General features: G+C 67.4%; 19 protein-coding genes and 2 pseudogenes. 18 read left to right on the forward strand and 3 right to left on the reverse strand.

The genetic code is table 11. The features are described from left to right. Positions 1-91 precede the first annotated feature (91 nt). The 4 genes from mrcB to tsaB are packed head-to-tail and all read left to right on the forward strand — an operon-like array spanning position 92 to position 5,862. Positions 92-2,503 (forward strand): penicillin-binding protein 1B, encoded by a 2,412-nt coding sequence (gene mrcB / locus ACSBPQ_RS04135; protein ID WP_442683795.1) that lies wholly within the window; start codon positions 92-94, stop codon positions 2,501-2,503. Positions 2,504-2,511: 8 nt separating this feature from the next. Continuing rightward, entirely contained in the window at positions 2,512-3,042 is a 531-nt protein-coding gene (locus ACSBPQ_RS04140) for a hypothetical protein (protein ID WP_442683796.1), read from the forward strand. A gap of 53 nt (positions 3,043-3,095) precedes the next feature. Further along, positions 3,096-5,141, forward strand: a complete 2,046-nt coding sequence (locus ACSBPQ_RS04145) for an ATP-dependent DNA helicase (protein WP_442683797.1) — start codon at positions 3,096-3,098, stop codon at positions 5,139-5,141. A gap of 10 nt (positions 5,142-5,151) precedes the next feature. Continuing rightward, the gene (tsaB, locus tag ACSBPQ_RS04150; RefSeq protein ID WP_442683798.1) at positions 5,152-5,862 is read left to right on the forward strand and encodes a tRNA (adenosine(37)-N6)-threonylcarbamoyltransferase complex dimerization subunit type 1 TsaB; all 711 of its coding nucleotides are present in this window, start codon (positions 5,152-5,154) and stop codon (positions 5,860-5,862) included. 130 nt (positions 5,863-5,992) lie between these two features. Here the strand turns inward: tsaB and ACSBPQ_RS04155 are convergent, their stop codons facing one another. Next, positions 5,993-6,883: a TonB family protein gene (locus tag ACSBPQ_RS04155; RefSeq protein ID WP_442683799.1), complete on the reverse strand. Its 891-nt coding sequence runs from the start codon at positions 6,881-6,883 to the stop codon at positions 5,993-5,995. Next, positions 6,883-7,830 (reverse strand): glutathione synthase, encoded by a 948-nt coding sequence (gene gshB / locus ACSBPQ_RS04160; RefSeq protein WP_442683800.1) that lies wholly within the window; start codon positions 7,828-7,830, stop codon positions 6,883-6,885. Before gshB ends, ACSBPQ_RS04155 begins: the two co-directional genes overlap by 1 nt. Before the next feature lie 246 nt (positions 7,831-8,076). On the opposite strand from gshB, the gene pilG reads away from it, so the two are divergent. From pilG to ACSBPQ_RS04195, 7 genes are all read left to right on the forward strand, one after another. Then, the gene (pilG, locus tag ACSBPQ_RS04165; protein ID WP_442683801.1) at positions 8,077-8,478 is read left to right on the forward strand and encodes a twitching motility response regulator PilG; all 402 of its coding nucleotides are present in this window, start codon (positions 8,077-8,079) and stop codon (positions 8,476-8,478) included. Positions 8,479-8,498: 20 nt separating this feature from the next. Further along, positions 8,499-8,861, forward strand: a complete 363-nt coding sequence (locus tag ACSBPQ_RS04170; protein WP_442683802.1) for a response regulator — start codon at positions 8,499-8,501, stop codon at positions 8,859-8,861. Further along, positions 8,861-9,391 carry a chemotaxis protein CheW gene (locus ACSBPQ_RS04175; protein WP_442683803.1) on the forward strand — a complete coding sequence of 177 codons (531 nt, stop codon included), beginning with the start codon at positions 8,861-8,863 and terminating at the stop codon, positions 9,389-9,391. Before ACSBPQ_RS04170 ends, ACSBPQ_RS04175 begins: the two co-directional genes overlap by 1 nt. Before the next feature lie 41 nt (positions 9,392-9,432). Beyond that, complete coding sequence (locus ACSBPQ_RS04180) at positions 9,433-11,469, forward strand: methyl-accepting chemotaxis protein (RefSeq protein ID WP_442683804.1); 2,037 nt, start codon at positions 9,433-9,435, stop codon at positions 11,467-11,469. 108 nt (positions 11,470-11,577) lie between these two features. Continuing rightward, positions 11,578-18,471 carry an Hpt domain-containing protein gene (locus ACSBPQ_RS04185; RefSeq protein WP_442683805.1) on the forward strand — a complete coding sequence of 2,298 codons (6,894 nt, stop codon included), beginning with the start codon at positions 11,578-11,580 and terminating at the stop codon, positions 18,469-18,471. Beyond that, positions 18,458-19,828, forward strand: a complete 1,371-nt coding sequence (locus tag ACSBPQ_RS04190) for a chemotaxis protein CheB (protein ID WP_442683806.1) — start codon at positions 18,458-18,460, stop codon at positions 19,826-19,828. Before ACSBPQ_RS04185 ends, ACSBPQ_RS04190 begins: the two co-directional genes overlap by 14 nt. A 29-nt stretch (positions 19,829-19,857) precedes the next feature. Further along, the gene (locus tag ACSBPQ_RS04195) at positions 19,858-20,331 is read left to right on the forward strand and encodes a chemotaxis protein CheW (RefSeq protein WP_442683807.1); all 474 of its coding nucleotides are present in this window, start codon (positions 19,858-19,860) and stop codon (positions 20,329-20,331) included. A 7-nt stretch (positions 20,332-20,338) separates the two neighbouring features. Here the strand turns inward: ACSBPQ_RS04195 and ACSBPQ_RS04200 are convergent, their stop codons facing one another. Next, positions 20,339-21,073 (reverse strand): 16S rRNA (uracil(1498)-N(3))-methyltransferase, encoded by a 735-nt coding sequence (locus tag ACSBPQ_RS04200; RefSeq protein ID WP_442683808.1) that lies wholly within the window; start codon positions 21,071-21,073, stop codon positions 20,339-20,341. A gap of 126 nt (positions 21,074-21,199) precedes the next feature. Between ACSBPQ_RS04200 and nudE the strand changes: the two genes are divergently transcribed. The 7 genes and pseudogenes from nudE (at position 21,200) to gcvH (ending at position 25,866) form a co-directional block, all read left to right on the forward strand. Then, positions 21,200-21,748: an ADP compounds hydrolase NudE gene (nudE, locus tag ACSBPQ_RS04205; RefSeq protein ID WP_442683809.1), complete on the forward strand. Its 549-nt coding sequence runs from the start codon at positions 21,200-21,202 to the stop codon at positions 21,746-21,748. Beyond that, entirely contained in the window at positions 21,745-22,551 is an 807-nt protein-coding gene (gene cysQ, locus ACSBPQ_RS04210; RefSeq protein WP_442683810.1) for a 3'(2'),5'-bisphosphate nucleotidase CysQ, read from the forward strand. Before nudE ends, cysQ begins: the two co-directional genes overlap by 4 nt. Positions 22,552-22,626: 75 nt before the next feature. Continuing rightward, a pseudogene (gene mazG, locus ACSBPQ_RS04215) lies at positions 22,627-23,439 on the forward strand (nucleoside triphosphate pyrophosphohydrolase); the annotation flags it as partial. A 5-nt stretch (positions 23,440-23,444) separates the two neighbouring features. Continuing rightward, positions 23,445-23,768, forward strand: a complete 324-nt coding sequence (locus ACSBPQ_RS04220; RefSeq protein ID WP_442683811.1) for a YnfA family protein — start codon at positions 23,445-23,447, stop codon at positions 23,766-23,768. 132 nt (positions 23,769-23,900) lie between these two features. Continuing rightward, a pseudogene (locus ACSBPQ_RS04225) lies at positions 23,901-24,188 on the forward strand (NfeD family protein); the annotation flags it as partial. 89 nt (positions 24,189-24,277) lie between these two features. Continuing rightward, the gene (gene gcvT / locus ACSBPQ_RS04230) at positions 24,278-25,384 is read left to right on the forward strand and encodes a glycine cleavage system aminomethyltransferase GcvT (RefSeq protein ID WP_442683812.1); all 1,107 of its coding nucleotides are present in this window, start codon (positions 24,278-24,280) and stop codon (positions 25,382-25,384) included. A gap of 86 nt (positions 25,385-25,470) precedes the next feature. Next, entirely contained in the window at positions 25,471-25,866 is a 396-nt protein-coding gene (gene gcvH / locus ACSBPQ_RS04235; protein WP_442683813.1) for a glycine cleavage system protein GcvH, read from the forward strand. Positions 25,867-25,972 lie beyond the last annotated feature (106 nt).

The raw sequence follows: 25,972 nt of genomic DNA on the forward strand, positions 1-25,972 counted from the left end.
TGTAACTCCACCTTAAGCAGGAAAAAGCGCATCACCGCGCCGCCATGCATGGCTGCGCTAGACTCGCCTGACCCTACATTCTCGCATCCCCGTGCCACGACGCTACGATTCCGACGAGCTGGACGACGATACCGGCGGCAACAGCCCGGCATGGCGCCGGCCACTGATCACTTGGGGGCTGGCGGCCATCGCGCTGGCACTGGGCTTCCTGATTCCCTATACCGCATACCTGAACACCCAGGTGACGCAACGGTTCGGCGAGCTGCGCTGGCAGATTCCGACGCGCGTCTACGCCCGTCCGCTGGTGTTGAACGCGGGACTGGCGATGAACGCCAGCACGCTCAAGACCGAGCTGGCCGCTTCGGCCTACCGTGATGACGGGACCGGTCGCAGCCCCGGCACCTACCGGCAGGAAGGCGGGCGTTTCCACATTTCCAGCCGCGGCTACATCGATGTGGATGGGCGGGTGGCCCCGCGGCGGATCACCCTGGCGCTGTCGGGCGGGCAGGTGGCCTCGCTGCGCGATGCCGGCGAGGACAAGGCGCTGAAAGCGGCGCGGCTGGATCCGGCGCGTATCGCCACGCTCTATGGCCAGAAGCAGGAGGAGCGTCGCCTGCTGCGGCTGGCCGATGCGCCTGAACTGCTGGTCACCGGCCTGCAGGCGGTGGAGGATCGCGACTTCAGCCGTCACCACGGCATCGACATCAGCGGCATCATGCGCGCGGTCTGGGTGATGGTGCGCTCCGGCGGCAAGAGCCGGCAGGGGGCAAGCACCCTGACCCAGCAGCTGGCGCGCAGCGGTCTGCTGGGAATCGGCAAGGAGCAGACCCTCACCCGCAAGTTCAACGAGGTGCTGTACGCGCTGATCATGGAGGCGCGCTACGACAAGGCCACCATCCTGGAGGCCTACCTCAACCAGGTGTACCTGGGCCAGCGCGGCAGCCAGGCGATCCACGGCGTGGCCTCGGGTGCGGAGTTCTGGTTCGGGCGTGATCTGGACGCACTGAGCAGCGAGCAGGTGGCGCTGCTGATCGGTCTGGTCAAAGGGCCGTCCTACTACGACCCGCGGCGCAATCCAGAGCGCGCGCTGGACCGTCGCAATTTCGTGCTCGGCAAGCTGCATGAAAGCCGCTTGATCGATGACGCCGAATACCAGCGGGCGCTGGCCGCTCCGCTGGGCGTGCCGAAGGTGCCGGGGCTGGTCGCGGCCAACCGTTTCCCCGCCTACATTGACCTGGTACGCCGCCAGCTGGGCAACGACTACCCGGAAAGCGTGCTGCAGGGCGCCGGCCTGAACGTGTTCACCGGCATGTCGCCCTCCGCGCAGGCGTATGCCGAAGGCGCGGTTGCGCACACGATCAAGTCGCTGGAAAACAAGCGCCGTCCCGAGCTGCAGACCGGGCTGGTGGTTACCGACGTGCACAACGGTGACGTGCTGGCGGTGGTCGGCAGTCGCGATGTGGCCGAGCCCGGCTTCAATCGCGCGATCGAGGCACACCGGCCGGTCGGCTCGCTGCTCAAGCCGTTCGTCTATCTGCTGGCACTGGCCCAGCCGGACCGGTTCTCGCTGGCCAGCTGGGTGGATGACTCACCGGTGACGGTGAAGCTCGGCCGCGGCCGCAACTGGACCCCGGCCAATTCGGACAACCGCAGCCACGGCACGGTGCGGCTGATCGATGCGCTGGCCCGTTCCTACAACCAGGCCACGGTGCGGGTGGGCATGCAGGTCGGGCCGGAGCGGCTGACCCAGCTGATCCACGTGCTGGCCGGGCTCAAGGCCGAGGCCAATCCGTCGGTGATCCTCGGCTCCACCGACCAGAGCCCGTACGGCATGGCGCAGCTGTACCAGTTCCTCGCCTCCGGTGGCGAGATCCAGCCGCTGCACGCGGTACGCGGCGTGGTCGATGCGCAGGGCAAGCTGCTCAAGCGCTACGACAAGCGTCCGGCACCTGCCCAGGAAGGCGACTCCATCGCCGCCAACCTGATCAGCGTCGGCCTGCAGCAGGTGGTCTCCAGCGGCACCGCGTCCGGGCTCAACGCCGACGGGCTGGGCCGGCTGCATCCGGCTGGCAAGACCGGCACCTCCAACGACGGCCGCGACAGCTGGTACGCCGGCTATACCGGCGACCATCTGGCGGTGATCTGGATGGGCAACGACCAGAACGAGCAGACCGGCCTGTACGGCGCCTCGGGTGCGATGCGGGTGTGGTCGGGCATCTTCCGCAACCTGCCCAGCGCACCGTTGCGGGTGAGCAGCAGGGGACTGGACTGGCAGTACGTGGCGGCAGAGGGAAGCAGCACGACCGATGAGGGCTGCCCGGGTGCGCGCCGGTTCCCGTTCGTGTCCGGTTTCACCCCAACCTATGCGCCGTGTGCGCCCGCCATCGATCCGTCGATGGCTGACGACGGCGGCGGGGGCGAAAGCGGTGGCTGGCGGCGGTGGTTCGGGCTGGATCGCAAGGAACCGGAGCCGGCCCCCGCAGCACAGACGCCTGCGCGATAATGCCGACCATGAAATTCCTGCCTTCGCTCCGTGTCGTGGTGGCTGCTGCGGCCGCTTCCCTGCTGCTCAGTGCCTGTATCAGTGCGCCACCGGGACCGCCCCCGCTGGTCGACACCACCACTCCGGCACAACGGCTGGCGGCGGTGGAGGCGATCGCCGGTGTCGACGACAAAGAGCTGTCGGTGCAGCCGCTGCGTGATCCGCAGGTGGATGATCTGCGTGAAACCGCCATCGCCCGGCGTCAGGCCGGTGACTTGGCTGCCGCCGCCGAGGCGCTGAACCAGGCGCTGCTCATGGTCGAGAACGATCCGGGCATCCTGCAGGAGCGTGCCGAAGTGGCCCTGCTGCAGGCCGACTGGGTGCGCGCGGAAACGCTGGCCAGGCGCGCGGTCGACCTTGGCTCGCGCACCGGGCCGTTGTGCCGCCGTCACTGGGCCACGATCGAGCAGGCGCGGCTGGCCCGTGCCGAAAAGGAGAATGCCGTGTCCGCGCATGCGCAGATCGAAGGCTGCACCGTGCCGGGGATCAAGCGCTACTGATCCGGGCACGGCTTCCGGGTGTCCGGAGTCCGTCACCGGCAGGCGCGTCCGTCATGTCCGATCTGGTCCACCGCAGTTGTCAGGCGCTCGATGCAGGCGGTGATCTGGCCCGCCAGCTGGATGCGTTCGTGCCGCGCCCGGCGCAGCTGCGCCTGACCGGCGCCATTGCCGAAGCGTTCGAACAGCGCGATGTATTGCTGGCCGAGGCCGGCACCGGTACCGGCAAGACCTTCGCCTATCTGGTGCCGGCGCTGCTGTCCGGGCTGAAGACCATCGTCTCCACCGGCACCCGCGCGCTGCAGGACCAGCTCTACCACCGCGATCTGCCGCGGGTGCGCGCGGCGCTGGGCGTGGGCCATCGCGCCGCGTTGCTGAAGGGGCGGGCCAATTACCTGTGCCGCTACCGGCTGGACCAGGCGCGTGGCGAGCCGCGCTTCAGCACGCCCGAGCAGGTGGCGCAGTTCCAGCGGATCCTCAGTTGGTCCGGGCGCACGCAATATGGCGACATGGCCGAGCTGGACGGGCTGGCCGATGACTCGCCGCTGCTGCCGATGGTCACCTCCACCGTCGACAACTGCCTGGGCACCGACTGCCCGTTCTGGAGCGACTGCTTCGTGGTGCGTGCGCGGCAGCGGGCGCAGGAAGCCGATCTGGTGGTGGTCAACCACCACCTGCTGCTGGCCGATCTGGCGCTCAAGCAGGAAGGTTTCGGTGAAATCCTGCCGGGTGCGCAGGCGTTCGTGATCGACGAGGCGCACCAGCTGCCGGAGCTGGCGGCCAATTTCTTCGGCGAAGGTTTCGGCATGCGTCCGTGGCAGGAACTGGCGCGCGACTGCCTGGCCGAGTGCCGCAGCGTCGCCGGTGCGCAGGCCGCCTTGCAGCAGCCGGTGGCGACGCTGGAACTGGCCTTGCGCGAGCTGCGCGGGGCGATGGAGGGGCTGCCGCAGCGCGGCACCCGCTGGCGCGCGCTGGCGCAGCCGGATGTCGCCGACGGCTTCGACGCAGTGGCGGCGGCCTTGGCACAGTTGCGCGATGCGCTGGCGCTGGTGCGCGAAGCCTCGCCGGGTCTGGATGCCTGCCATGCGCGTGCGCAGGAGGGTGTCTCGCGACTGGCGCGCTGGCTGGGCGAGGACCTGCCGCTGTTCGATTTCGACGCCGATCCCGCCGAGGAGGCGCCGGCGCCGGCCGATGACAGCGACGTGCTCTGGTATGAGCTGACGCCGCGCGGGTTCCGTTGCCAGCGCACGCCGATGGATGTTTCCGGGCCGCTGCGCGAGCACCGCCAGCGCTCGATGGCAGCCTGGGTGTTCACCTCGGCCACGTTGACCGTGGGCGGAGATTTTGTGCATCTGGCCCGCCGTCTGGGGCTGGAGGATCCCGATTCGCTGATCCAACCCAGCCCGTTCGACTGGCAGCAGCAGGCGCTGTGCTATCTGCCCAGACAGCTTCCGGATCCGGCGGCGCGCGGTTACGGTGCGGCGCTGATCGCCACCCTGCGGCCGGTGCTGGAGGCCTCGCAGGGCAGGGCGTTCCTGCTGTTCGCCTCACACCATGCCTTGCGCGAAGCGGCCGATGCGTTGCGTGGCGGGCCGTGGCCGCTGTTCGTGCAGGGCGAGGCGCCGCGCGCCAGTCTGCTGCAGCGCTTCCGCGAGTCCGGCAACGGCGTGCTGCTGGGCTCAGCCAGTTTCCGCGAAGGCGTGGATGTGAGCGGCGATGCGCTGAGTGTGGTGGTCATCGACAAGCTGCCGTTCGCCGCGCCGGATGATCCGGTGTTCGAGGCGCGGCTGGACGCGATCCGCCGCAACGGTGGCAATCCGTTCCGTGACGAGCAGTTGCCGCAGGCGGTGATCGCACTCAAGCAGGGCGTGGGCCGGCTGATCCGCAGCGAGACCGATCGCGGCGTGCTGGTGCTGTGCGATCCCCGGCTGCTGTCGCGTGGCTACGGTCGGGTGTTCCTGGATTCACTGCCGCCGTTCCGCCGCACCCGCGAGCTGGCCGATGTGCAGGCGTTCTTTGCGCGACAATGGACGCCGGACGCAGCCTATGGGCCATCCGTCGACGATGATGGCACCGCCGCGCCTCCGTTCTCCCTTTCCTGATGTTGATGCCATGAAGCTGCTCGCCTTTGAAACCGCCACCGAAGCCTGTTCCGTCGCCCTGCATGTGGATGGTCAGGTGCTGGAGCGTTTCGAAATCGCGCCGCGGCGACATGCCGAGCTGAGTCTGCCGTGGGCCGAACAATTGCTCGCCGACGCCGGCATCGCCCGCAGCCAGCTCGATGGCATTGCGCTCAGCCGTGGGCCGGGCGCATTCACCGGCGTGCGCCTGGGCATCGCCATCGCCCAAGGCATCGCACTGGCGCTGGATTGCCCGCTGCTGCCGGTTTCCACGCTGGAAACGCTGGCGTTGCGTGCGCGCGATGCCGCCCCGCAGGTGCTGGCCTGCATCGATGCACGTATGGGTGAGGTCTATGCGGCGCGGTATCGGCGTGATGCCGATGGCGTCTTGCAGCTGCAGGACGGCGAACGGCTGATCGCCCCGGAGGCCTATGGGTTGCCCGGGGACGATAGCGTCTGGGCGGGTGTGGGTACCGGATTCGGTGCCGGCGAGGGAGTGCTGGCCACGCGGTTGCAGTCGCGCCTGTCCAGCGTCGATGCGCAGGCCCTGCCGCGGGCCGCGGATGTACTGAAGATCGCCGTGCCGGCGATGCTGCGCGGTGAGGGCATCGCCCCGGAACGGGTACAGCCGGCCTACCTGCGCGACAACGTGGCGCTGACGCTGGTCGAGCAACAGGCGTTGCGCGCCGCCAAGGCGGGCTGAGCCGGCGGTCTGTCGTCACGGGCTGGAGGCCGGGCGCTGCGGGCCGGGCTTGTGAGCGGGATCTGTCCGTTCTCGATGCGTGCGGCGCAGTGTCTGCAGCTGCCACGCGTTGCGCTGCCTGAAGCCGGATTCAGCGGTCGTCGCGCAGCGTGCCGCCCGGCAGGAATACCCAGGTGCGGGTGACCTGCAGGATGTCGATGTCGTCGCCGGTATGTGGCAACGCAGGGAAGGGCTTGGCCAGTTCGATCACGCGCAGCGCGGCGGCATCCAGCAGCGGGACGCCGCTGCTGCGCAGGATGCGGCTGCTTTCCACGCTGCCGTCGCGGCGCACGCCGACGGTGATCACCACCTGGCCGCCGAGCCGGCGCTGGCGGGCCTCGTCGGGATAGTTCAGGTTGCCCACACGCTCGGCCCGGTCCACCCAGGCACGCAGGTAGTTGGCATAGGCGTACTCGCGGGTGCTGGCCGAAACGAACTTGCGGTTCGGGCGCTTGGCGTATTGCTCCGAGCGCAGGTGCACCTCGGCCGCCAGTCGCGCCATCTCCGCATCACGCTGCTCGCGCGCGGTCATCGGTGCGTTGCTGTCGGGGCGATCGGGCAGCGGCTGTGATTGCGCGTCGGCAACGCGCTCCTCGCCCAGCTTGCTGGTGATCACCCGCGCCTGCGGTGGCGGCGGCGTGGCGGCGCTTTGCGCCTGCAGCGGCACCGGTGCCAGGCCATCGCGGGTCTGCGGCACGAAACCGGCCTGGGCATCGCGCGGGCGCTGCACATCGTCGTGATCGCCGCCGCCCTGCTGGTTGGCCTGCGCCAGGAAGTCAGCCTGCCTGGGCGTCAGCGGCGTGCTGGTCTGGCTGAAAATGACATCCAGCGTCGGCACCAGTGGCGCATTGTCGCTGACCGCAAAGCCCACGCCGAGGATCAGCAGCCCGTGCACCAGCGCCGACAGCACCAGCGTGGCGCTGAGACGCTGCTGCTCGGTGGTCTGGTGCGGGACGGGCAGGGTGCCGGGGTGGGCGCTCATCAGGCGATGCCGGCCTCGATCGCATCGAACAGCTGGCCGGCGATGTTCAGGCCGAACTGGGCGTCCAGCTCACGTACGCAGGTGGGGCTGGTGACGTTGACTTCGGTCAGGTAGTCGCCGATCACGTCCAGGCCGACGAAACGCATGCCGCGCCGCTTCATTTCCGGCCCGACCTGGGCGGCGATCCAGCGGTCGCGCTCGCTCAGCGGTCGGCCTTCGCCACGGCCACCGGCGGCCAGATTGCCGCGGAACTCGTCACCCTGCGGAATGCGTGCCAGGCAGTAATCCACCGGCTCGCCATCGACCAGCAGGATGCGTTTGTCACCGGCGCTGATGTCGGGGATGAAGCGCTGTGCCAGTGCGAGGTGGCGACCACCATCGGTCAGCGTTTCCAGAATCACATTCAGGTTCGGATCGCCGGTGCCGCTGCGGAAGATCGAGCGCCCGCCCATGCCATCCAGCGGCTTGAGCACGGCCTGGCCGTGTTCCTGCACGAAGGCCTTCAGTTCGGCCGCGCTGCGGCTCACCAGCGTTGGCGGGCAGCACTGTGGAAACAGCAGGGCGGCGAGCTTCTCGTTGAAGTCGCGCAGCCCCTGCGGGTCGTTGACCACCAGCGCACCGGCACTCTGGGCGATGCCCAGGACATGGGTGTCGTACAGGTATTCACCGTCGAACGGCGGGTCCTTGCGCATCAGCACGACCTGGCCGGGGCCGAAGCGGGTGGAACCGAACTGGCCGAGGCTGAACCAGTCGGCCGGATCGTCACGCACTTCCAGCGGCGCGGTCACGGCCGCGGCACTGCCACCGTGCAGCGACAGCCCGCCCGGGCGCACATAGTGCAGGCGGTGGCCGCGGCGCTGGGCTTCCAGCAGCATGGCGAAGGTGGTGTCCTTGGCGATCTTGATGTGGTCGATGGGGTCCATCACCACGATGACATCGAGCGGCATGACTTCAAACCTGACGGATCAGGCGGCGATGGTAGCGTTTTCGTCCCATGGCCGCCCAGCCGCGGCAACCTGAAGATGGGGAATGCGACGGCGGTGCTGTGCCTCGGCGCGGATGCGCCCCATAATGGTCAGCGGATGTCCGGGACCGGATTGCGGTGCTTGACAGTTCGCAGTGGTATTGGGATATAGATCGCTTTCGCAGTCGCGCCCCGCTCTGGTGGTGCGTTGTGCGCTCGGGGATATGCAATGGTTGAAAATATGACTGCGGGTGGGGAACTTGCAGGTTTGAGAGTTATGGTCATCGACGATTCGAAGACCATCCGGCGCACGGCCGAAACGCTGCTCAAGCGTGAAGGCTGTGAGGTCGTTACCGCCACCGACGGCTTCGAGGCGCTGGCCAAGATCGCCGATCAGCAGCCGCAGATCATCTTCGTCGACATCATGATGCCGCGTCTGGATGGCTACCAGACCTGCGCGCTGATCAAGGGCAACCAGCTGTTCAAGTCGACGCCGGTGATCATGCTTTCATCCAAGGATGGCCTGTTCGACAAGGCCCGGGGCCGCATCGTCGGTTCCGAGGAATATCTGACCAAACCGTTCACACGTGACGAACTGCTGGGTGCCATCCGCACATATGTCAACGCCTGACCAGGGGGGAAAGGCAAACAATGGCTCGAATTCTGTTGATCGAAGATTCACCGACCGACCGGGCGGTGTTCACCCAGTGGCTTGAAAAAGCCGGGCATGAAGTGCTGGCCGCGGAAAGCGCCGAGGACGGGATGCAACTGGCGCGCGAGCACCTGCCGCAGGTGATCCTGATGGACGTGGTGCTGCCGGGCATGAGTGGCTTCCAGGCGACGCGGGCGCTGTCGCGCGATGCCGCAACCCGGGATATTCCGGTCCTGATCGTCAGCACCAAGGGCATGGAAACGGACATGGCCTGGGGCATGCGCCAAGGGGCCGCCGACTACATCGTCAAACCCCCGCGCGAGGACGACCTGATCGCGCGGATCAACAAGCTGGTGGCCTGATGCGCTCTCCCTTCGACATCCTCGAGGCCTACGAGCGGCGCAGCCTGGCGCACGCGGTGCAGCTGCCGGAGCGCGAGTTTTCGCAGGATGTCTGGCGCGGGGTCGGCTACCGCGTCGGCAGCCGGCGTCTGGTGTCCGACTTCCGCGAAGTGGTGGAGATCGTGCCGATGCCGCCGGTGACGCCGGTTCCCGGTGCACAGCCGTGGCTGCTGGGCGTGGGCAACCTGCGTGGCGCGCTGTTCCCGGTGGTGGATCTGAAATATTTCCTGGAAGGCCAGCGCACCGTGCAGCAGGAGGGCCATCGCGTGCTGATCATGCGCCAGTCCGGCGGCGACGTCGCGCTGAGCATCGACGAACTCTACGGGCAACGCGGCTTCAATGCATCGCAGCAGGTGCCGGCCGGGGATATCGCCCAGGGCCGCTACGCGCACTTTGTCGAGCATGCCTTCCACGAGGGCGGGCACGACTGGGGTGTGTTCTCGCTGTCGCTGCTGTCCCGCACACCTGAATTCCGGCAGGCCGCCGCGTAAAGCGACGGTCTGCATCTTCGTATCGAATACCGAGGTCGAACATGAGTACTGCTCCGGACACCGCCAAGCGCGGCAAGCTTGGCAACGTGGGAACCAACTTCTGGTTGTTCCTGCTGGTCATATCGATGATCGTCTTCGGCGCCAACACCGGTGTGGCGACCTGGCAGGGCAGCCGACTGGCCGGCGCTAGTACCGAGGCGGCCGACCTGCAGGTGCTCTCGCAGCAGCTGGCCAACCAGGGCCGTGAGGCGGTGGCGGGCAACCGCGAGGCCTACAGCGCGTTCAAGGACACCCGCAGCCGTGTGGAGAGCGTGGTCAGCGGGTTGAAGGGCCGTTATGGCGCAGAGGCCGGCGTCGCCGGTCCGCTGGGCACGCTGGACGCCACCTGGAAGCCGTTGTCAAAAAGCGCCGAGCAGGTGGTGGCCAGTGAGCCGGCGGTGCTGGCGCTGGCCGGCAACGCCGACAGTTTCGTCGGCGCGGTGCCGCAATTGCAGGCACAGCTGAACGAGGTGGTCCGTGCGATGACCGCCGGTGGCGCGCAATCGGCGCAGATCTACAACGGCCTGCAGCAGGTCGTGGTGGCCGGGACCATGGCCCGTCGCGTAACGGAAATCCGTGCCGGTGGCGCGGCAGCCAGCGGTGCCGGCGATGCGCTGGCACGCGACATGGTGGTGTTCTCGCAGGTGCTTGAAGGCCTGCGCAACGGCAACGAGGAGCTGGGCATCACCGCCGTGCGCAATGCCAACGCGCAGGTGGCGCTTGAGCAGTCGGCCAACCAGTGGGCAAAGATGAAGAAGGACGCCGACGCGATCCTGGCCACTTCGCGCCAGCTGTTCGCCGCGCAGTCCGCCGCCGCGGCACTGACTGCCGGCTCGGACAAGATGCTGGCCGACAGCAAGAAGCTGTTCGACGCGTTCTCGGCCTTCGGTTCGACCCGTGACACCCGCATCTTCCCGAACTTCTGGTGGAGCGTGGTGTTCGGCGGCCTGTCGGTGCTGTCGATTATCGGTTTTGTGTGGAGCTCGGTGCGCAGCCGTTCGCGCGAGCAGGACCTGCGTTACCAGACCCAGGTGGAGTTCAACAGCCGCAACCAGCAGGCGATCATGCGCTTGCTGGACGAAATCAGCTCGCTCGGTGAGGGCGACCTGACGGTGAAGGCCTCGGTGACCGAGGACATGACCGGCGCCATCGCCGACGCTATCAACTACGCCGTGGACGAACTGCGCCACCTGGTGACGACGATCAACGACATCTCCAGCAAGGTGGCGGTGTCGGCGCAGGAAACCCAGGCCACCGCCATGCAGCTGGCTGAAGCCGCCGGCCACCAGGCCGACGAGATCACCAGCGCCTCGGACCGCATCGGTGAAATCGCCACCTCCATTGAACAGGTGTCGCGCAACTCCAGCGAGTCGGCCGAGGTGGCGCAGCGCTCGGTGGTCATCGCCACCGAGGGTGCCGGCGTGGTGCGGCAGACCATCCAGGGCATGGACCAGATCCGCGACCAGATCCAGGAAACCTCCAAGCGCATCAAGCGACTGGGCGAGTCCTCGCAGGAGATCGGCTCGATCGTGGAACTGATCAACGACATTTCCGAGCAGACCAATATCCTGGCGTTGAACGCCGCGGTGCAGGCGGCGTCGGCCGGTGAAGCCGGTCGTGGTTTCGCGGTCGTGGCCGATGAAGTGCAGCGCCTGGCAGAACGCACCTCCGGCGCGACGCGACGGATCGAAGGCCTGGTGCAGGCCATTCAGGCCGATACCAACGAAGCGGTCACCTCGATGGAACAGACCACCGCCGAAGTGGTGTCCGGTGCACGTCTGGCCGAGGACGCCGGTACCGCACTGACCGAGATCGAACGCGTGTCCAACGCGCTCAACAACCTCATCAAGAGCATCTCCGTGGCCGCCAACCAGCAGGCCTCGGCGGCAACGGACATCACCCAGACGATGGGCGTGATCCGGCAGATTACCGGGCAGACCTCGCAGGGTGCCGGGCAGACCGCCGATTCGCTGGGCCAGTTGAACCAGCTGGCGGCGGAACTGCGCCGTTCGGTGGCCGACTTCAAGCTGCCGGCCTGAGTCGCCTGACTGGGCCGGGATGCAAAGGAATCTGTAGATGAAGTGTCGTCATACCGCAACGCAGGGCCGCCCGGACGGCATGCAATCGATGCTGTACAGGGGAGTGCGATGAATACCTTGCGCGATGCCATGAGCCACGCGGCACTGGGCTGGGTGAAGCCGGAGCTGGATGAGACCCTGCGTCTGGTACGCAACGAGGTCGAATATTTCGTCGAGGACCCGGCCGATACCAGCCGCATGCGCTTTTGCGCCGGCTACCTGCACCAGGTGCAGGGCACCTTGCGCATGGTCGAGCTGTATGCGCCGGCCATGGTCGCCGAGGAGCTGGAAATACTGGCCAACGCGATCCGCGATGGCGCGGTGCCGGATCGTGACGAGGCCTGCGCAACCCTGATGCGCGGCACGGTGCTGCTGCCCGATTACCTGGAGCGCCTGCAGAACGGCCATCGGGATATCCCGATCGTGCTGCTGCCGCTGCTCAATGAAATCCGCAGTGCGCGCGGTGACGAGGGCATCAACGAGAGCGTGCTGTTCGCCTTCGATCCGGACGCTGGCGAAGCGACGCCGGCGGAGCTGGAGCATGCGCGCGGCAGCCTGAGTGGCCGCAACCGCGAGCTGCTCGACACGGTCGGCAGCGCGGTGAAGGAAGAACTGCTGCGGATCAAGGATGCGCTGGATCTGCATGTGCGCATGGACGGCTCGCCGACCGAGCTGCAGACCCAGGTGGCCGAGCTGGGCGCGGTGGCCGATACGCTGGGCGTGATGGGCCTGGGCGTGGCGCGGGGTGTGGTCGTGCAGCAGCGTGACGCGTTGAGCGAGGTGGTCGGCGGAAGCCGTGCCATCGACGACAACCTGCTGCTGGATATCGCCGGCGCGCTGCTCTATGTCGACGCCTCGCTGGATGACCAGGTCGCGCACCTGGGCGCGAACATGGGCGGCGATGACGATCCGGCGGCGGTGGAGACACGTCGCACGGTGGAAGTGCTGGCGCATGAGGCGATCGCCAATTTCGCCCTGGCGCGCGAGGCCTTCGTCGCCTTCATCGAAACCAACTGGGACCACCAGCGCCTGCTGGAAGTGCCGCGGCTGCTGGGCGAGGTGTCCGGCGCCCTGCGCATGCTGGACCTGCAGGCGCCGGCCGACTATCTGCAAGGTGTACAGCAGTACATCGATGTGGAACTGGTCGGTCGCAAGCGCATTCCCGGCGGCCGCCAGCTCGACACCCTGGCCGATGCGATGGCCAGCCTGGAGTACTACCTGGAGGCCCTGCGTGACCGGCGTCCGGGCCGTGAGGAAATTCTCGATATCACCCGCAGCAGCCTGGAAGCGCTGCGCTATTGGCCACTGCCGGTTGCCAGCGCCGCGGAGGATGAATCGCCGGCCGGTCCGCTGCTGCCGACGGCTGCCGATGCCTTTGCCCATGCTGGCTTGGCGGCTGCGACGCCGCTTATGGGAACACCGTTCCAGAGCACGGCGGAAGCTGTTTCTGCCGTGCTGCCGCCGTTGCCGCCGGTGACAGACGCCATGCCGGCGGCACCGCAGCAGCCCCTGCCGGCAGCGCCGTATCCGCTGGTGTTCGAGGATGCGATCACCGGTCGTACCAAGCCGCCGGTGACGATGCCGGAGGTGACCGCCGTCGGGACGGAAGCAGAGGCCGCACCGGTATTCGATCCGGTCATGGCGGAAGCATCCCCGGCGCAGGACTCCGCCGGTTACACGCTGGCGCCGATCCTGCTGGAAGGCGCCGCGCTGGAGCAGGAGTCTGCGCAAACGGCTCCTGTGGCCGGTTCCGATGCCGGCGCGTTCGATCCGGTTGCAGCCTTTGCCGGGACACCGGCGGCCATCGAAGCCGCCCCCGGCTTTGACAGCACCATCGAAGTGCCGGCCCCGCTTGCGGAAACGCCGCTGCATGATTTCGAGAGCGATCACCGGCAGGCCGATACCGTGCCGCCGCTGCCGTTCGACCCGGCCAGTGCGGACCCGGTGGCGGAGATCGCCGCCGTGCCGTCCCAAGGCATCGAGGACATTGCACCGGCCCCCGTGCCGGAAGCGGAAGTCGAGGACTCCAGCTTCTTCAAGCCGGTATGGCAGGTGAATGCGGACGACACTCTTCCCGCAGCGGAATCTGCCCGCGAAACAACGGATGAAACGCCTCCGCTGCCCGCGACCGAGGATCCGGCCAAGGCCGCGATCACCTCCGCGCTTGCGATTGCGCTGGGGCAGGTGCCGGCCGCGGCAAGTGCGGCGGAAGCGGGCGCCCCGTCCAACGCGGTCTCCGCGGAAGATGCCGAAGCCGCCGACTTCATGGCGCAGCTCAGTGCCGCCGCCGATGCATTCGATCCGCTTGCGGTGGAGCAGTCCGCGGCCGCCGATGCGGTGCCGGCCGTGGTTGCAACTGCCAGCCCATCCGCGCCGGCGCTGGAGGGCGGGTTTGTCGACGGTGCGGATGACATCGATCAGGACATCCGCGAGGTCTTCATCGAAGAGTTTGACGAAGAGCTGGTCAACCTCGGCAGCCTGCTGCCGGTATGGCGTGCGGCGCCGTCCAACATGGAACGGCTGCGTCCGGTACGGCGCGTGTTCCACACCCTCAAGGGCAGCGGCCGCCTGGTCGGTGCACGCACGCTGGGTGAGTTCAGCTGGGCCATTGAAAGCATGCTCAACCGTGTGCTGGATGGCAGCCGCCCGGCCAGCCCGGCGGTTCTGGCCATGGTCAACCAGGCCTATGAGGTGTTGCCGCAGCTTAACGCGGCATTGCGCGGCAACGGGCAGATCAGTGCCGACCTGATGGCTATCCAGGACGTGGCCGGTCGCGTGGCAGCCGGTGAAGAAGCGTTCTATGTCGTGCCCGTGGCCGAGGTGCAGCCGGCTGCACCGGTGTTTGCGCAGGAACCGGTGCCGGCGGTCGTGGCCGAAGGAACGCCGGCCTCGGTGGATGCGGTATTGCGCGAGATCCTCGAGGCTGAAGTCACCCAGCACCTGGGCACCATCAACGACTGGCTGGGGCAGTCGCACCCGCAAGCCGTGACCGAAGAGCTGTTGCGCGCGGTGCATACCATGAATGGTGCGTTCGCGATGACCGACGTGCCGGAGATCACGGCGGTGACCGGGCCGGCCGAGTCGCTGGTCAAGCGCCTGCTGGCGCTGACGCGCGAGCCGGATGCCGATATGGTGCAGGCGCTGGCTGAAACGGCGCAGGCGGTATCCACTACGGTCTCCGCACTGCAGCAGCCGTCTCCGCTGATCCCCTCGTTCGCGGTACTGGCAGATCGACTGGAAGCACTGGCCGGATCGCTGCCCGAGGTCCGCTGGCAGCCCGCCGTCGGGATGGTGGAGGACGATGTCGACGCGCTTGAGGCGCCCGCCGTTGCCGAAACGCCGGATGTCGCTGTACCGCCGCCGGCAGTGCAGGACGCCGGTTCCGAAGGGCTGTCGCATGCGCATGACCTGTCGGCGTACTTCGACCCGGACTTCCTGGAAGCCGTCGCGGATACGCCTTCGCCGGTGGCCGGTGCAGAACACGTACCGGCGCTGCCGGATGTGGCGGCACTGGAGCAGCCGGCCGATGAGGTGGGAACGCTGTCGCCGGTATTCCTGGAGATGGAGCCGGCGGCTGCGGAGGATTTCTCTTTCGATATCACCGTGGAAGAAGCGCTGCCGGATACAACCGGGGCAGATGCATTCGAGTGGACGGAAACCGGCACTACGCCGCCGCTAACCGAAGCGGTACCAGCGGAGGCGGTGGACGATCTGCCACAGGCGCTGCTTGAGGCGGAAGTGGCTGATGCGCCGGTGGTTGAAACTCCGACGGTCGAAACGGCTGATCTGTCGCCGCTGGATGCCGGCGGAGAGATGGAAGTCGGGGCGCGCATCGATCCGCTAGCGGTGGAACTGCCGCTGGCAACGGTCGTGGCGGAAGAGTTCTCTCCGGCTGCGACGGATGTCGCGGTGGCGTCGCTTGCGTCCTTCCTCGACCCCGTCGATGCGGCTCCGGCGGTCGACGGCACGGTTGCCTTCGCTGACACCGATTCCGATGCTGTTGCAGCGGAAGAGACGGGCGTGGATGCCGGCCAGGCGCACGATGACGCCGCTGTTGCAGCCGATGCCGATGTTGCCGTTGAAGAAGCACCGGAGGCGGAAGAACGCAGCCCGTTCGCACTTCCTGTTGACGATGCCCTGGAAACGGAGCTGGTCATCGCGGACATGCCAGTGGCTGTGGAACCCGTCGCGGACGGGATCGAGCTGCAACCGGAATCGGTCGCCATGGAGCTGCCGGAAACCGCGGAAGCCGCGGCGGACAGCATCGAGGTCGACACGGCACCGGCCAATACCGATGTCGCGGAGGTCGCCGACGATGTCGTCGAAGTCGCGGCCATCGAGGTCCCGGCAGTCGAGGCTGAAGCAGTAGAGGCTGAGGCGGTCGAGGCTGAAGCAGTCGAAGCCGAGGCAGTCGAAGTTCAGGCTGTCGAAGCTCCGGCTGTCGAGGCTCCGGCTGTCGAGGCTCCGGCACCGCTGGCACCGCTGACTGCGCCGATCGCCGTTCAATCCGTGCAGCCCGCCGCGGCGGCAACGATGCTGTTTGATGCCGGCCCGCTGGATTTCAACGACTTGGACCGCGAGCTGGTCGATATCTTTGTCGAAGAGGGCAAGGACCTCCTCGACCACTGTGATGGACTGGTCAGTGAATTGCGTTCGGCTCCGGAGGACCGGGAGCTGCTCGCAGGCCTGCAGCGCGACCTGCATACGCTCAAGGGCGGTGCACGGATGGCCGGTATCAATGCCATCGGCGATCTGGGCCATGCGATCGAATCGCTGCTGGAAGCGGTGGCGGCCAACCGCACCGACATCACCCGCGGCGATGTGCAGCTGCTGGAGCGCGGCTTCGACCGTCTGCACCAGCTGCTGACGCGTACCGGCGAGCACCGTGCCGTACAGATGCCCGACGACCTGGTCCAGGCGTTCGAGGCGCGTACCGACGGCCGTGCCGAGGCGCCCTCGGCCCTGGTGACCGAAGCGGTGGCAGAGCACAGGCTTGCCGTCGAGGACGCGGTGGCTGGCGATGCTGAGCCGGACACTGTCGCCGATGACACGCTTGCACCGCAGCCGCTACCGGACTCCGGTATCGCGGTCGAGCCGCTTTCCGAACCGGTGCTCGAGCAGCCCGTCGTCGAGGAAGAGGGCGGCATGCGTGGCCAGGAGCAGGTGCGCGTGCGCGCCGACCTGCTCGACCGGCTGGTCAACCATGCCGGTGAGGTGGCGATCTACCGTTCACGGCTGGAACAGCAGCTGGGTGCCTTCCGTGGCGCCATGGCCGAGCTGGACCGCACCAACGCCCGTCTGCGCGACCAGCTGCGTCGCCTCGACCTGGAAACCGAAGCGCAGATCGTGGCGCGTTACCGCCGCGAACAGGAACAGGCCGATCACACCTTCGATCCGCTGGAACTGGACCGCTTCTCGACGCTGCAGCAGCTCAGCCGCGCGTTGAACGAATCGGCGGCCGACCTGGGCGGTCTGCAGGGCGTGCTGGACGATCTCTCGCGCAACTACGACGCGCTGCTGCAGCAGCAGTCGCGGGTCAGCTCGGAACTGCAGGATGGCCTGATGCGTGCGCGCATGGTGCCGTTCGACGGACTGGTGCCGCGCTTGCGTCGCGTGGTGCGGCAGGCCGCGCAGGACATCGGCAAGCAGGTCCACCTGCATCTGGAAGGTACCCACGGCGAACTGGACCGCAACGTGCTCGACCGCATGGTCGCGCCGTTGGAGCACATGCTGCGCAACTCGGTTGCCCATGGTCTGGAGTCGCCGGAGCAGCGTGTCGCCGCCGGCAAGCCGGAGGAAGGCGAGATCACCCTGCGCCTGCGCCGCGAAGGCTCGGAAATCGTGCTGGAAGTGGCCGATGACGGTGCCGGGCTGGACCGCGACGCCATCCGTCGCCGTGCCGAGCAGCGCGGGCTGGTCAAGCCCGGCGAGCAACTGGATGGGCGCACGCTGGATCATCTGATCTTCGCCTCCGGCTTCACCACCAGCGAGCAGGTCAGCCAGCTGGCCGGCCGTGGCGTCGGCATGGACGTGGTCGGCAACGAGGTGCGCCAGCTGGGCGGCTCGGTGGATATCCACTCCGTCCGCGGCCAGGGCGTGACCTTCACGCTGCGCCTGCCGCAGACGCTGGCGGTCACCCAGGCGGTGTTCGTGCGCATCGGCGAAACCACGTTCGCGGTGCCGGTGGCCTCGGTCAGCGGGATCGGCCGTATTTCGCGTGAGCGCTTTGAATCGGGCGAGACCCGTTACCACTACAACGGTGAGGACTTCACCCTCCACGACCTCGGCACGCTGGTGGGACTGGAAGCGGCCAAGGCCGAGGGCCAGCCGCAGATCCCGCTGCTGCTGGTACGCGCTGGCGATCTGCGCGCGGCGGTGGCGATCGACCAGGTGCTGGGCAACCGCGAAGTGGTGGTCAAGTCGGTGGGCCTGCAGGTCGCCTCGGTGCCGGGCATCTACGGTGCCACCATCACCGGCGAAGGCAACGTGGTGGTGATTCTCGACGTCGCGCCGCTGGTGCGCCGCTACCTCACCCAGCCGCGTACCCCGGCGCAGGCGGCCATGGTGTCCAACCAGCGGCAGGCGCCGCTGGTGATGGTGGTCGACGACTCGCTGACCATGCGCAAGGTCACCGGCCGCATCCTGGAGCGCAACAACTTCGATGTGGTTGCCGCGCGCGACGGCATCGAGGCGCTGGAGCTGCTGGAAGAGCGGGTTCCCGACCTGATGCTGCTGGATATCGAAATGCCGCGCATGGACGGCTACGAGCTGGCCACGGCGATGCGGGCCGACCCGCGTTACAAGGCGGTGCCGATTGTGATGATCACCTCGCGCAGTGGTGAAAAACACCGCCAGCGCGCCTTCGAGATCGGCGTGCAGCGTTACCTTGGCAAGCCGTACCAGGAGCTTGATCTGATGCGCAATGTCTATGACCTGCTGGGGATTGCACGTGTTCGCGAGTGATGACAACAACACCCGTCCGGTGGCGTTGCTGGCACTGGAGGGCGTGGCCCGTGAGCGCCTGCGCGAGGCCATCGTCGCAGCCGGTGGCCGCGTGGTACTGGAGGCCGATCCCAACACGCTGGACCCGGCGGCGCTTGAAGCATCGGGCAGCGGCGTGGTGCTGGTGGCACTGGAGCCGGCCGTCGAGGATGCGCTGGAGCGGTTTGATGCGGTGTTCGAGTCTCCGCATTACAGCCTGATGTTCGAGGAGGCCGAGGTCATCGTCCGCCGCGAGGGCTGGGAAGCGCAGCGCTGGATCCGGCACCTGGCGGCCAAGCTGCAGGGGCATGACAACGTGCTGCCGCCGGGCCCGGAAGAAGATGTGCTGCTGCAGCCGGAGCCGGGGATGCCGGTGACGCCGGCCGAACTGCACGCCGATGCGCCGTTGCAGTTCCATCTGGACGAGGCCCAGCAGCTGGCCGACGCGGTTCCGGCGGATGGTCTTTACGCAGCCGGGGCGGATGCTGTTGCGCCGGCACCGGAGGTCATGAGCTTCGAGGAATTGATGGCGCAGGCGGAGTCGCACCGCGTCACCGCCGACCAGGCCACCCCCTCGCCGGCAGCCGTACAGCCGCCACCGCTGCCGCCGCTTGAGCCGTCAGTGGATGCGGCCACACCGGGGGAGACGGTCGCGGCACCGGCAACCGGTGGTTTCGACAGCTGGTCGTTGCTGGATGACGCCGATTACGCCGCCGCGCCCGCGGCGCCTGCTGCCGCGGCGGAAAGCCCGGCGCTGGCCAGCTTCCTGTCCAGTTCGCTGTCGCTGGTGGAAGCCGAGTCCGAGGAGGGCGCTGGTGCCGCGAATGGGGCCGTGCTGCTGCTGGCCGGCATCGGTGGCCCGGATGCGGTGAGGCGCCTGTTGAGCGGGTTGCCGGAGGAGTTCCCGCGTCCGGTGCTGGTACAGATGCGGCTGGACGGTGGCCGCTACGCGAATCTGGTCAAACAGATGAGCCGTGCCACGGCGCTGCCGGTACTGCTGGCCGAGGCCGGTGAAAAACTGGAACCGGGGAATATCTACATTCTCGCCGACGGCACCGGCCTGCAATCCGGGAATGACGGTCTGCGCTTCAGCCAGGAAGCCGCGCAGCTGGTCACCCTGCTGCCGGCCGCCGGCAGTGCGGTGGTCATGCTCAGTGGCGCCGATCCCGCGCTGGTGGGCGAGGTGCTGGCGTTTGCCGCGCAGGGCGGCTGGGCGGCGGGGCAGAGCGGTGACGGCTGCTACGACCCGGAGGCGGCCAGCCAGCTGATTGTGGCCGGAATGCCCGGCGGCGATCCTGAATATCTGGCAGGCGAGCTTGCCATGCGCTGCGCCGGCTGACCCGCGCCGCTTCGATCAAGGAACAGTCGATGAGTTATGCAAGCAACGATGAAGTACGTGGGGTCCTGATCCAGGCAGGCGTGGAGCGGGTGCTGCTGCCCAACGCGACCGTGGCGGAGATGATGTCGCGGGTGGCGGTCGAGCCGGTCCCCGGCGCGCCGCACTGGCTGGTCGGGCAGATCGCCTGGCATGGCTGGAACGTGCCGCTGCTGTCCTACGCCCGCTTCAGTGGCCATGGTTCGGAGCAGGTCACCGGCAACAACAAGGTCGTGGTGCTGAAGGCGCTGGGAGGCAATCCGGACCTGCCGTACTTCGCACTGTTGACCCAGAGCTTCCCGCAGCTGATCGCGGTACCGCGCGACGGCCTGCTCGCCGACGCCTCCGAGGAAAGCCTGCCGCAGGGCGTGCACATGCGTGTACTGCTGGGCGAGCAGAGCGTGTTGCTGCCGGATCTGGATGCGATCGAGGCGGCCGTCGCCGCCGCACTGGCCGCCGCGGCCTGATTCCAGCTCAGAGATCCCCGAGCCGGGCCTGCAAGGCGGCAATCGCCGCCAGACCGGCGGTTTCCGTACGCAGGATGCGCGGGCCCAGCTGCAGGCCCTGGAATCCGGCCGCAGCCAGTTGCTGACGATCACGCGGCGACCAGCCCCCTTCCGGACCGATCGCGATGACTACGCCGTTGGCCGGCGCGGGAGGCAGTGATGCCAGACGGTGCTCGCCCAGTGGATCCAGTGTCAGCCGCAGGCTGTCGGCCGGCAGCGAGTCCAGCGCACTGGCAAGTGCTTGCGGTGCGGCTACCGGTGGCAGCCGCGCCCGTCCGGACTGCGAGCAGGCCGAGGCGATCACGCTGCGCCAGTGCGTCAGACGCTTTTGCGCACGGGCGGCGTCGAGTTTCACCTCGGTGCGTTCGGCATTGACCGGAACGATGGCGGCGACTCCCAGTTCGCTGGCTTTCTGCAGGATCAGGTCCATCTTCTCGCCGCGGGCGATGCCCTGCAGCAGGGTGATGGCCAGCGGCGATTCGTTGTCCAGCCGCTGCGCGTCATCGATGTGGACCTGCGCATCGCGCTTCCCGCTGGAAACAAGCGTGGCGCGGTAATCGTGACCATCGCCGTTGAACAGTACGCAGCGGTCGCCCTCGCGCAGGCGCATCACCCGGACCAGGTAATTGGTCGCCTCTTCGGGCAGGGACAGCGTCTGTCCGGGCTGGAGCGGCAGGTCGATCGGGCAGCGGGTCAGGCGCATGCGGGGTCTCGCGGGTCGGAAGGAGCCACGTCTGTGTGGCCGGGTCTGCTAGCATTTCGGGCTCATGAAAACCTTATCGCCCATGCGCATTCTATCGGCCCGCCGTGTTTTTTCCCGGAGCAGGGCATGAGCCGGCGGCTGCCCGTCATCCACAAGGTGACGGCGGAAAATATCGGTCCGTTCCAGCAGGAGCACCTGGATCTGGAGTTCTCCAACGGTGAACGGCGGCACTTCCAGCGGCTGGTCGGGCGTGGCCCGGGCGCGGTGGTGGTGGTGCCGATGCTCGATGACCAGACCGTGCTGCTGGTGCGCGAATACGCCGCCGGGATGCATCGCTACGAGCTTGGACTGGTCAAGGGCCGTATCGACGAGGGCGAGACGCCGGTGGAAGCGGCCGATCGCGAGTTGAAGGAAGAGGCCGGCTACGGCGCGCGGCGGTTGGAGGTGCTGCGTGCGTTGACGCTGGCGCCCACCTATATGAGCCACCAGTCGTGGCTGGTACTGGCGCGTGATCTGTATCCCGAACGTCTGCTGGGCGATGAGCCGGAGGAGCTGGAAGTGGTGCCATGGAAGCTGGCTGAACTGGATCAGCTGATGTTGCGTGAGGATTTTTCCGAAGGCCGCTCGCTGGCGGCGCTGTTCATCGCCCGTGAGTGGCTGGGAGGCAAACAATGAGTGCGATCAACGCGACCCTGCGTGAAGCGGTCATCGACATCGCCCATCGCGCCGGTGCCGCGATCATGCAGGTGTATGGCAGCGGTTTCGATATCGAACACAAGGCTGACGACAGCCCGGTCACCAGTGCCGACCTGGCCGCGCACCAGTTGATCGTGCAGGGCCTGTCGCAGCTGACGCCGGACATTCCGGTGCTGTCGGAAGAGTCGGCGCAGCTCCCGTGGGAAACCCGCCGCCAGTGGCAGCGCTACTGGCTGGTCGACCCGCTCGATGGCACCCGTGAGTTCATCAAGCGCAATGGCGAATTCAGCGTCAACATCGCCCTGATCGATGAGGGCCTGCCGGTGTTCGGCGTGGTGCAGGCGCCGGTGACCGAAGTGGTCTGGTATGGCGAGCGTGGTGGCAAGGCCTATCGGCGCTCGGGCGTGCAGCAGGAGCGGATCCGCACGCGGGTGCCGCCGGTGCTGCCGTTGCGGGTCGCTGCCAGCCGCTCGCACCGCAGTGCCCGTACCGGGGAGTTGCTGGCGCGGATGGGCGAGATCGAACTGGTCGCGCAGGGCTCGTCGCTGAAGTTCTGCCGCATCGCCGAAGGCACGCTGGACGTGTACCCGCGGCTGGGGCCGACCAGCGAGTGGGATACCGCCGCCGGGCAGTGCGTGCTGGAGGCGGCCGGTGGTGTGCTGCTGGCGGCCGACAGTGGCGAGCCGTTCCGCTACAACCAGCGCCCGCGTCTGCTCAATGGTGACTTCGTCGCGCTGGGCGATGCGAGCTTGCCGTGGCGTGACTGGCTGGCCGGGCTGTAAGGGCCTGAGGCACACCAGACGACAGCTTTCAGGCGCCGGCAATTGCCGGCGCATCCGTAATCAAGGGGCGCCCGCATGTCCGAATTGAACGATATCCAGTCGCTGCTGCAGATCATGGCGCGCCTGCGCGATCCGCAAGCCGGCTGTCCGTGGGATCTACAGCAGGACTTCGCCAGCATCGCGCCGTACACGGTGGAGGAAGCCTATGAAGTGGCCGACGCGATCGACCGCAATGACCTGACCGATCTGAAGGATGAACTCGGCGATCTGCTGCTGCAGGTGGTGTTCCATGCGCAGATGGCCAGCGAGCAGGGGGCGTTCGATTTCGGTGATGTGGTGGCCGCCATCAGCGGCAAGATGATCCGCCGCCATCCGCATGTGTTTGCTGACACCCGGGCCGAGGATGCCGATGCGGTGCTGGCCAACTGGGATGAAATCAAGCGTGCCGAGCGTGCGGCCAAAGGCGAGCAGGATGACTCGGCGCTGGCGGGCATTTCCCGCGGGCTGCCGGAGTGGCAGCGTGCGATCAAGCTGCAGAAGCGCGCCGCGCGTACCGGTTTCGACTGGCCGGATCCGGCCCCGGTGATCGCCAAGCTGCGCGAGGAGCTGGACGAGGTCCAGGCCGAGTTCGATGCCGCTGCCGGCGGTGCGGACAACCCTGAGCGACTGCAGGAGGAGCTGGGCGACGTATTGTTCGTCTGCGCCAACCTGGCCCGTCATGCCAAGGTCGACGTCGGCACTGCATTGCGGCTGGCCAACCTCAAGTTCGAGCGCCGGTTCCGGGCGATGGAGGCCTTGGCGGACGCGCAGGGGAGCGCCATGTCGGCGCTGGACCTGCAACAGCAGGAAGCCCTGTGGCAGGCGGTCAAGCAGCAGGAGAAAGCGGGCGCGGCATGAAGACCCTCGCCCTGTTCCTGTTGACCGCACTGGCCGAGATCGTCGGCTGCTATCTGCCGTGGTTGTGGCTGCGCAAACAGGGCAGTCCGTGGCTGCTGTTGCCGGCCGCCGCCAGCCTGGCACTGTTCGCGTGGCTGCTGACGCTGCACCCCACCGCCAGCGGCCGCGTCTATGCCGCCTACGGTGGCGTCTATATCTGCACGGCGCTGTTGTGGCTGTGGCTGGTGGATTCGGTCCGCCCCACCCGCTGGGACCTGCTCGGCGGCGGCCTGTGCCTGCTCGGCATGGCGGTGATCATGTTTGTGCCGCGCGGCCACTGAACGACCTATTCTGGCGGCAGGTCCATCCCCGAGCAGGCCGCGTCGCGGTTTCGCAGCTTCGCCCAGTTCTATCTGTACCAACTGCACGAACACCGCACCTGTCGATTGCTGCATTTTGCCGGCAGCCGGGGCGTGCTGATGCAGGTGATCCTGTTCGTCGTGCTCAGCTTCGTGTCGATCCAGAGCTACCGCACCGGGTTCCGCCAGCGCGGCCGCCGCAGTGACCAGCCATTGCTCAACCTCCGGACGGAACAGTTGATCGGTCGGGTGGTGGTACTGGACCAGGTCATCGCCAACGGTATCGGCCGGACCAGGATCGATGATGCGTTCTGGGTGGTGCCCGGCGTCCACCTGCCTGCCGGCAGCACCGTGCGCGTGGTCGCCGTGGACGGCATGACCCTGAAAGTGCCGCCGGCCTGAACCGGGCTGCGGCACCGCAGTGTGGCGGTGCCGCAGGTTTTAAGCGTAACCATCTGGGATAATGGCGGCCCATTTTTCGCGGAACGGCCATGATCCAGAAGACCCTGCTCAACGAAACCCACCGCTCGCTCGGCGCCAAGATGGTCGACTTCGGCGGCTGGGACATGCCGATCCACTACGGCTCGCAGATCGACGAGCATCATCTGGTACGCAAGGCGGCCGGCATGTTCGACGTCAGCCACATGACCGTGATCGATCTGAAAGGCGCGCGCAGCCGCGAGTTCCTGCGCCAGCTGCTGGCCAACTCGATCGACAAGCTCAAGGTCAGCGGCAAGGCGCTGTACTCGTGCATGCTCAACGAGCAGGGCGGCGTGATCGACGACCTGATCGTGTACCTGCTGGCTGACGACTTCTTCCGCATGGTGGTCAATGCCTCGACCCGCGAAAAGGACCTGGCGTGGATCCGCCAGCATGCGGCCGCCTTCGAGGTGGAAGTGGTCGAGCGTGACGATTTCGCCATCATCGCCGTGCAAGGGCCGCAGGCGCGCGCATTGACCGCCGGCCTGGTGGCCGAAACCGACCGCGCCGCACTGGACAAGCTGGCCCGCTTCAGCGCGATGGATGTGCGCTCGGTCGACGGCGTGGAACTGTTCATCGCCCGCACCGGCTACACCGGCGAGGACGGCTACGAAGTGCTGTTGCCGCAGTCGGCGGTGATCGCGTTCTGGAATGCGCTGCTGGCGGCCGGCGTCAAGCCGGTGGGTCTGGGTGCGCGCGACACGTTGCGGCTGGAGGCGGGCATGAACCTCTACGGCCAGGACATGGACGAAGCCGTGACCCCGTTCGAAGCGGCGCTGGGCTGGACCGTGTCGCTGGACGAGGGCCGCGACTTCATCGGCCGCCCGGTACTGGAAGCGCAGAAAGCCGCCGGCGACGCACGGCAGATGATCGGCCTGGTGATGGACGAGAAGGGCGTGTTGCGTCACGGCCAGAAAGTGCTCACCGCCAATGGCGAGGGCGAGATCCTGTCCGGTACGTTCTCGCCGACGCTGGGCAAGGCGATCGCCTTCGCCCGCGTGCCGGCCGGTGAGCCGGGTGCGGTGCGCGTGGATATCCGTGGCAAGGAAGTACCCGTGCGCCAGGTGAAGTTCCCGTTCGTGCGCGACGGCCAGCCGCAGGCCGGCATCAACCTGTGATTTACCCCGGAGTGGATGACGGCGACCCCGCCTCCGCTCCGTTAAACTAGCGATCCATCCCGACCACCGATTTTCGGAGCAGTTCCATGAGCGAGATCCCCGGCGACCTCAAATTCCTCAAGTCCCACGAGTGGGCCCGTGTTGAAGGCGGTGGCCGTGTCACCGTCGGCATTTCCGATCATGCCCAGGGGCTGCTGGGCGATCTGGTCTACGTCGAACTGCCTGCGGTCGGCGACACCGTCACGGTGGGCACCGGTGCGGCGGTAGTTGAGTCGGTCAAGGCCGCCTCGGACGTGTACAGCCCGGTGTCCGGCACCGTGGTCGAAGTCAACGAAGCGCTGGCCGACAAACCGGAAACCATCAACGAAGACGCTTACGGCGACGGCTGGCTGTTCGTGGTCGAGATGTCCGAGCCGGACCAGCTGGGCGACCTGCTCGGTCCGGACGACTACGCCGAACTGCTGGAAAACGACGAGCACTGATCCGCACGTCCGACCTGATCCGGGAAGCGGCCGCCATGTGCGGCCGTTTTCTTTTCCGGTATCGGTGATCGCGCAATTGCGGCCGGTTGATACGGGGCAATGCGAT

The sequence above is a fragment of the Stenotrophomonas sp. JC08 genome (assembly GCF_052180205.1).
In the GTDB taxonomy this organism is placed as follows: domain Bacteria; phylum Pseudomonadota; class Gammaproteobacteria; order Xanthomonadales; family Xanthomonadaceae; genus Stenotrophomonas.

Bases quoted from the DNA above. Each gene is read 5' to 3' on its own strand.
- ACSBPQ_RS04180 (WP_442683804.1), top strand. From the start codon at position 9,433: ATGAGTACTGCTCCGGACACCGCCAAGCGCGGCAAGCTTGGCAACGTG.
- ACSBPQ_RS04195 (WP_442683807.1), top strand. From the start codon at position 19,858: ATGAGTTATGCAAGCAACGATGAAGTACGTGGGGTCCTGATCCAGGCA.
- gcvH (WP_442683813.1), top strand. From the start codon at position 25,471: ATGAGCGAGATCCCCGGCGACCTCAAATTCCTCAAGTCCCACGAGTGG.
- ACSBPQ_RS04145 (WP_442683797.1), top strand. From the start codon at position 3,096: ATGTCCGATCTGGTCCACCGCAGTTGTCAGGCGCTCGATGCAGGCGGT.
- ACSBPQ_RS04175 (WP_442683803.1), top strand. From the start codon at position 8,861: ATGCGCTCTCCCTTCGACATCCTCGAGGCCTACGAGCGGCGCAGCCTG.
- pilG (WP_442683801.1), top strand. From the start codon at position 8,077: ATGGTTGAAAATATGACTGCGGGTGGGGAACTTGCAGGTTTGAGAGTT.
- cysQ (WP_442683810.1), top strand. From the start codon at position 21,745: ATGAGTGCGATCAACGCGACCCTGCGTGAAGCGGTCATCGACATCGCC.
- tsaB (WP_442683798.1), top strand. From the start codon at position 5,152: ATGAAGCTGCTCGCCTTTGAAACCGCCACCGAAGCCTGTTCCGTCGCC.
- gcvT (WP_442683812.1), top strand. From the start codon at position 24,278: ATGATCCAGAAGACCCTGCTCAACGAAACCCACCGCTCGCTCGGCGCC.
- ACSBPQ_RS04140 (WP_442683796.1), top strand. From the start codon at position 2,512: ATGAAATTCCTGCCTTCGCTCCGTGTCGTGGTGGCTGCTGCGGCCGCT.
- gshB (WP_442683800.1), bottom strand. From the start codon at position 7,830: ATGCCGCTCGATGTCATCGTGGTGATGGACCCCATCGACCACATCAAG.
- ACSBPQ_RS04200 (WP_442683808.1), bottom strand. From the start codon at position 21,073: ATGCGCCTGACCCGCTGCCCGATCGACCTGCCGCTCCAGCCCGGACAG.
- ACSBPQ_RS04155 (WP_442683799.1), bottom strand. From the start codon at position 6,883: ATGAGCGCCCACCCCGGCACCCTGCCCGTCCCGCACCAGACCACCGAG.
- nudE (WP_442683809.1), top strand. From the start codon at position 21,200: ATGAGCCGGCGGCTGCCCGTCATCCACAAGGTGACGGCGGAAAATATC.
- ACSBPQ_RS04220 (WP_442683811.1), top strand. From the start codon at position 23,445: ATGAAGACCCTCGCCCTGTTCCTGTTGACCGCACTGGCCGAGATCGTC.
- ACSBPQ_RS04185 (WP_442683805.1), top strand. From the start codon at position 11,578: ATGAATACCTTGCGCGATGCCATGAGCCACGCGGCACTGGGCTGGGTG.
- ACSBPQ_RS04170 (WP_442683802.1), top strand. From the start codon at position 8,499: ATGGCTCGAATTCTGTTGATCGAAGATTCACCGACCGACCGGGCGGTG.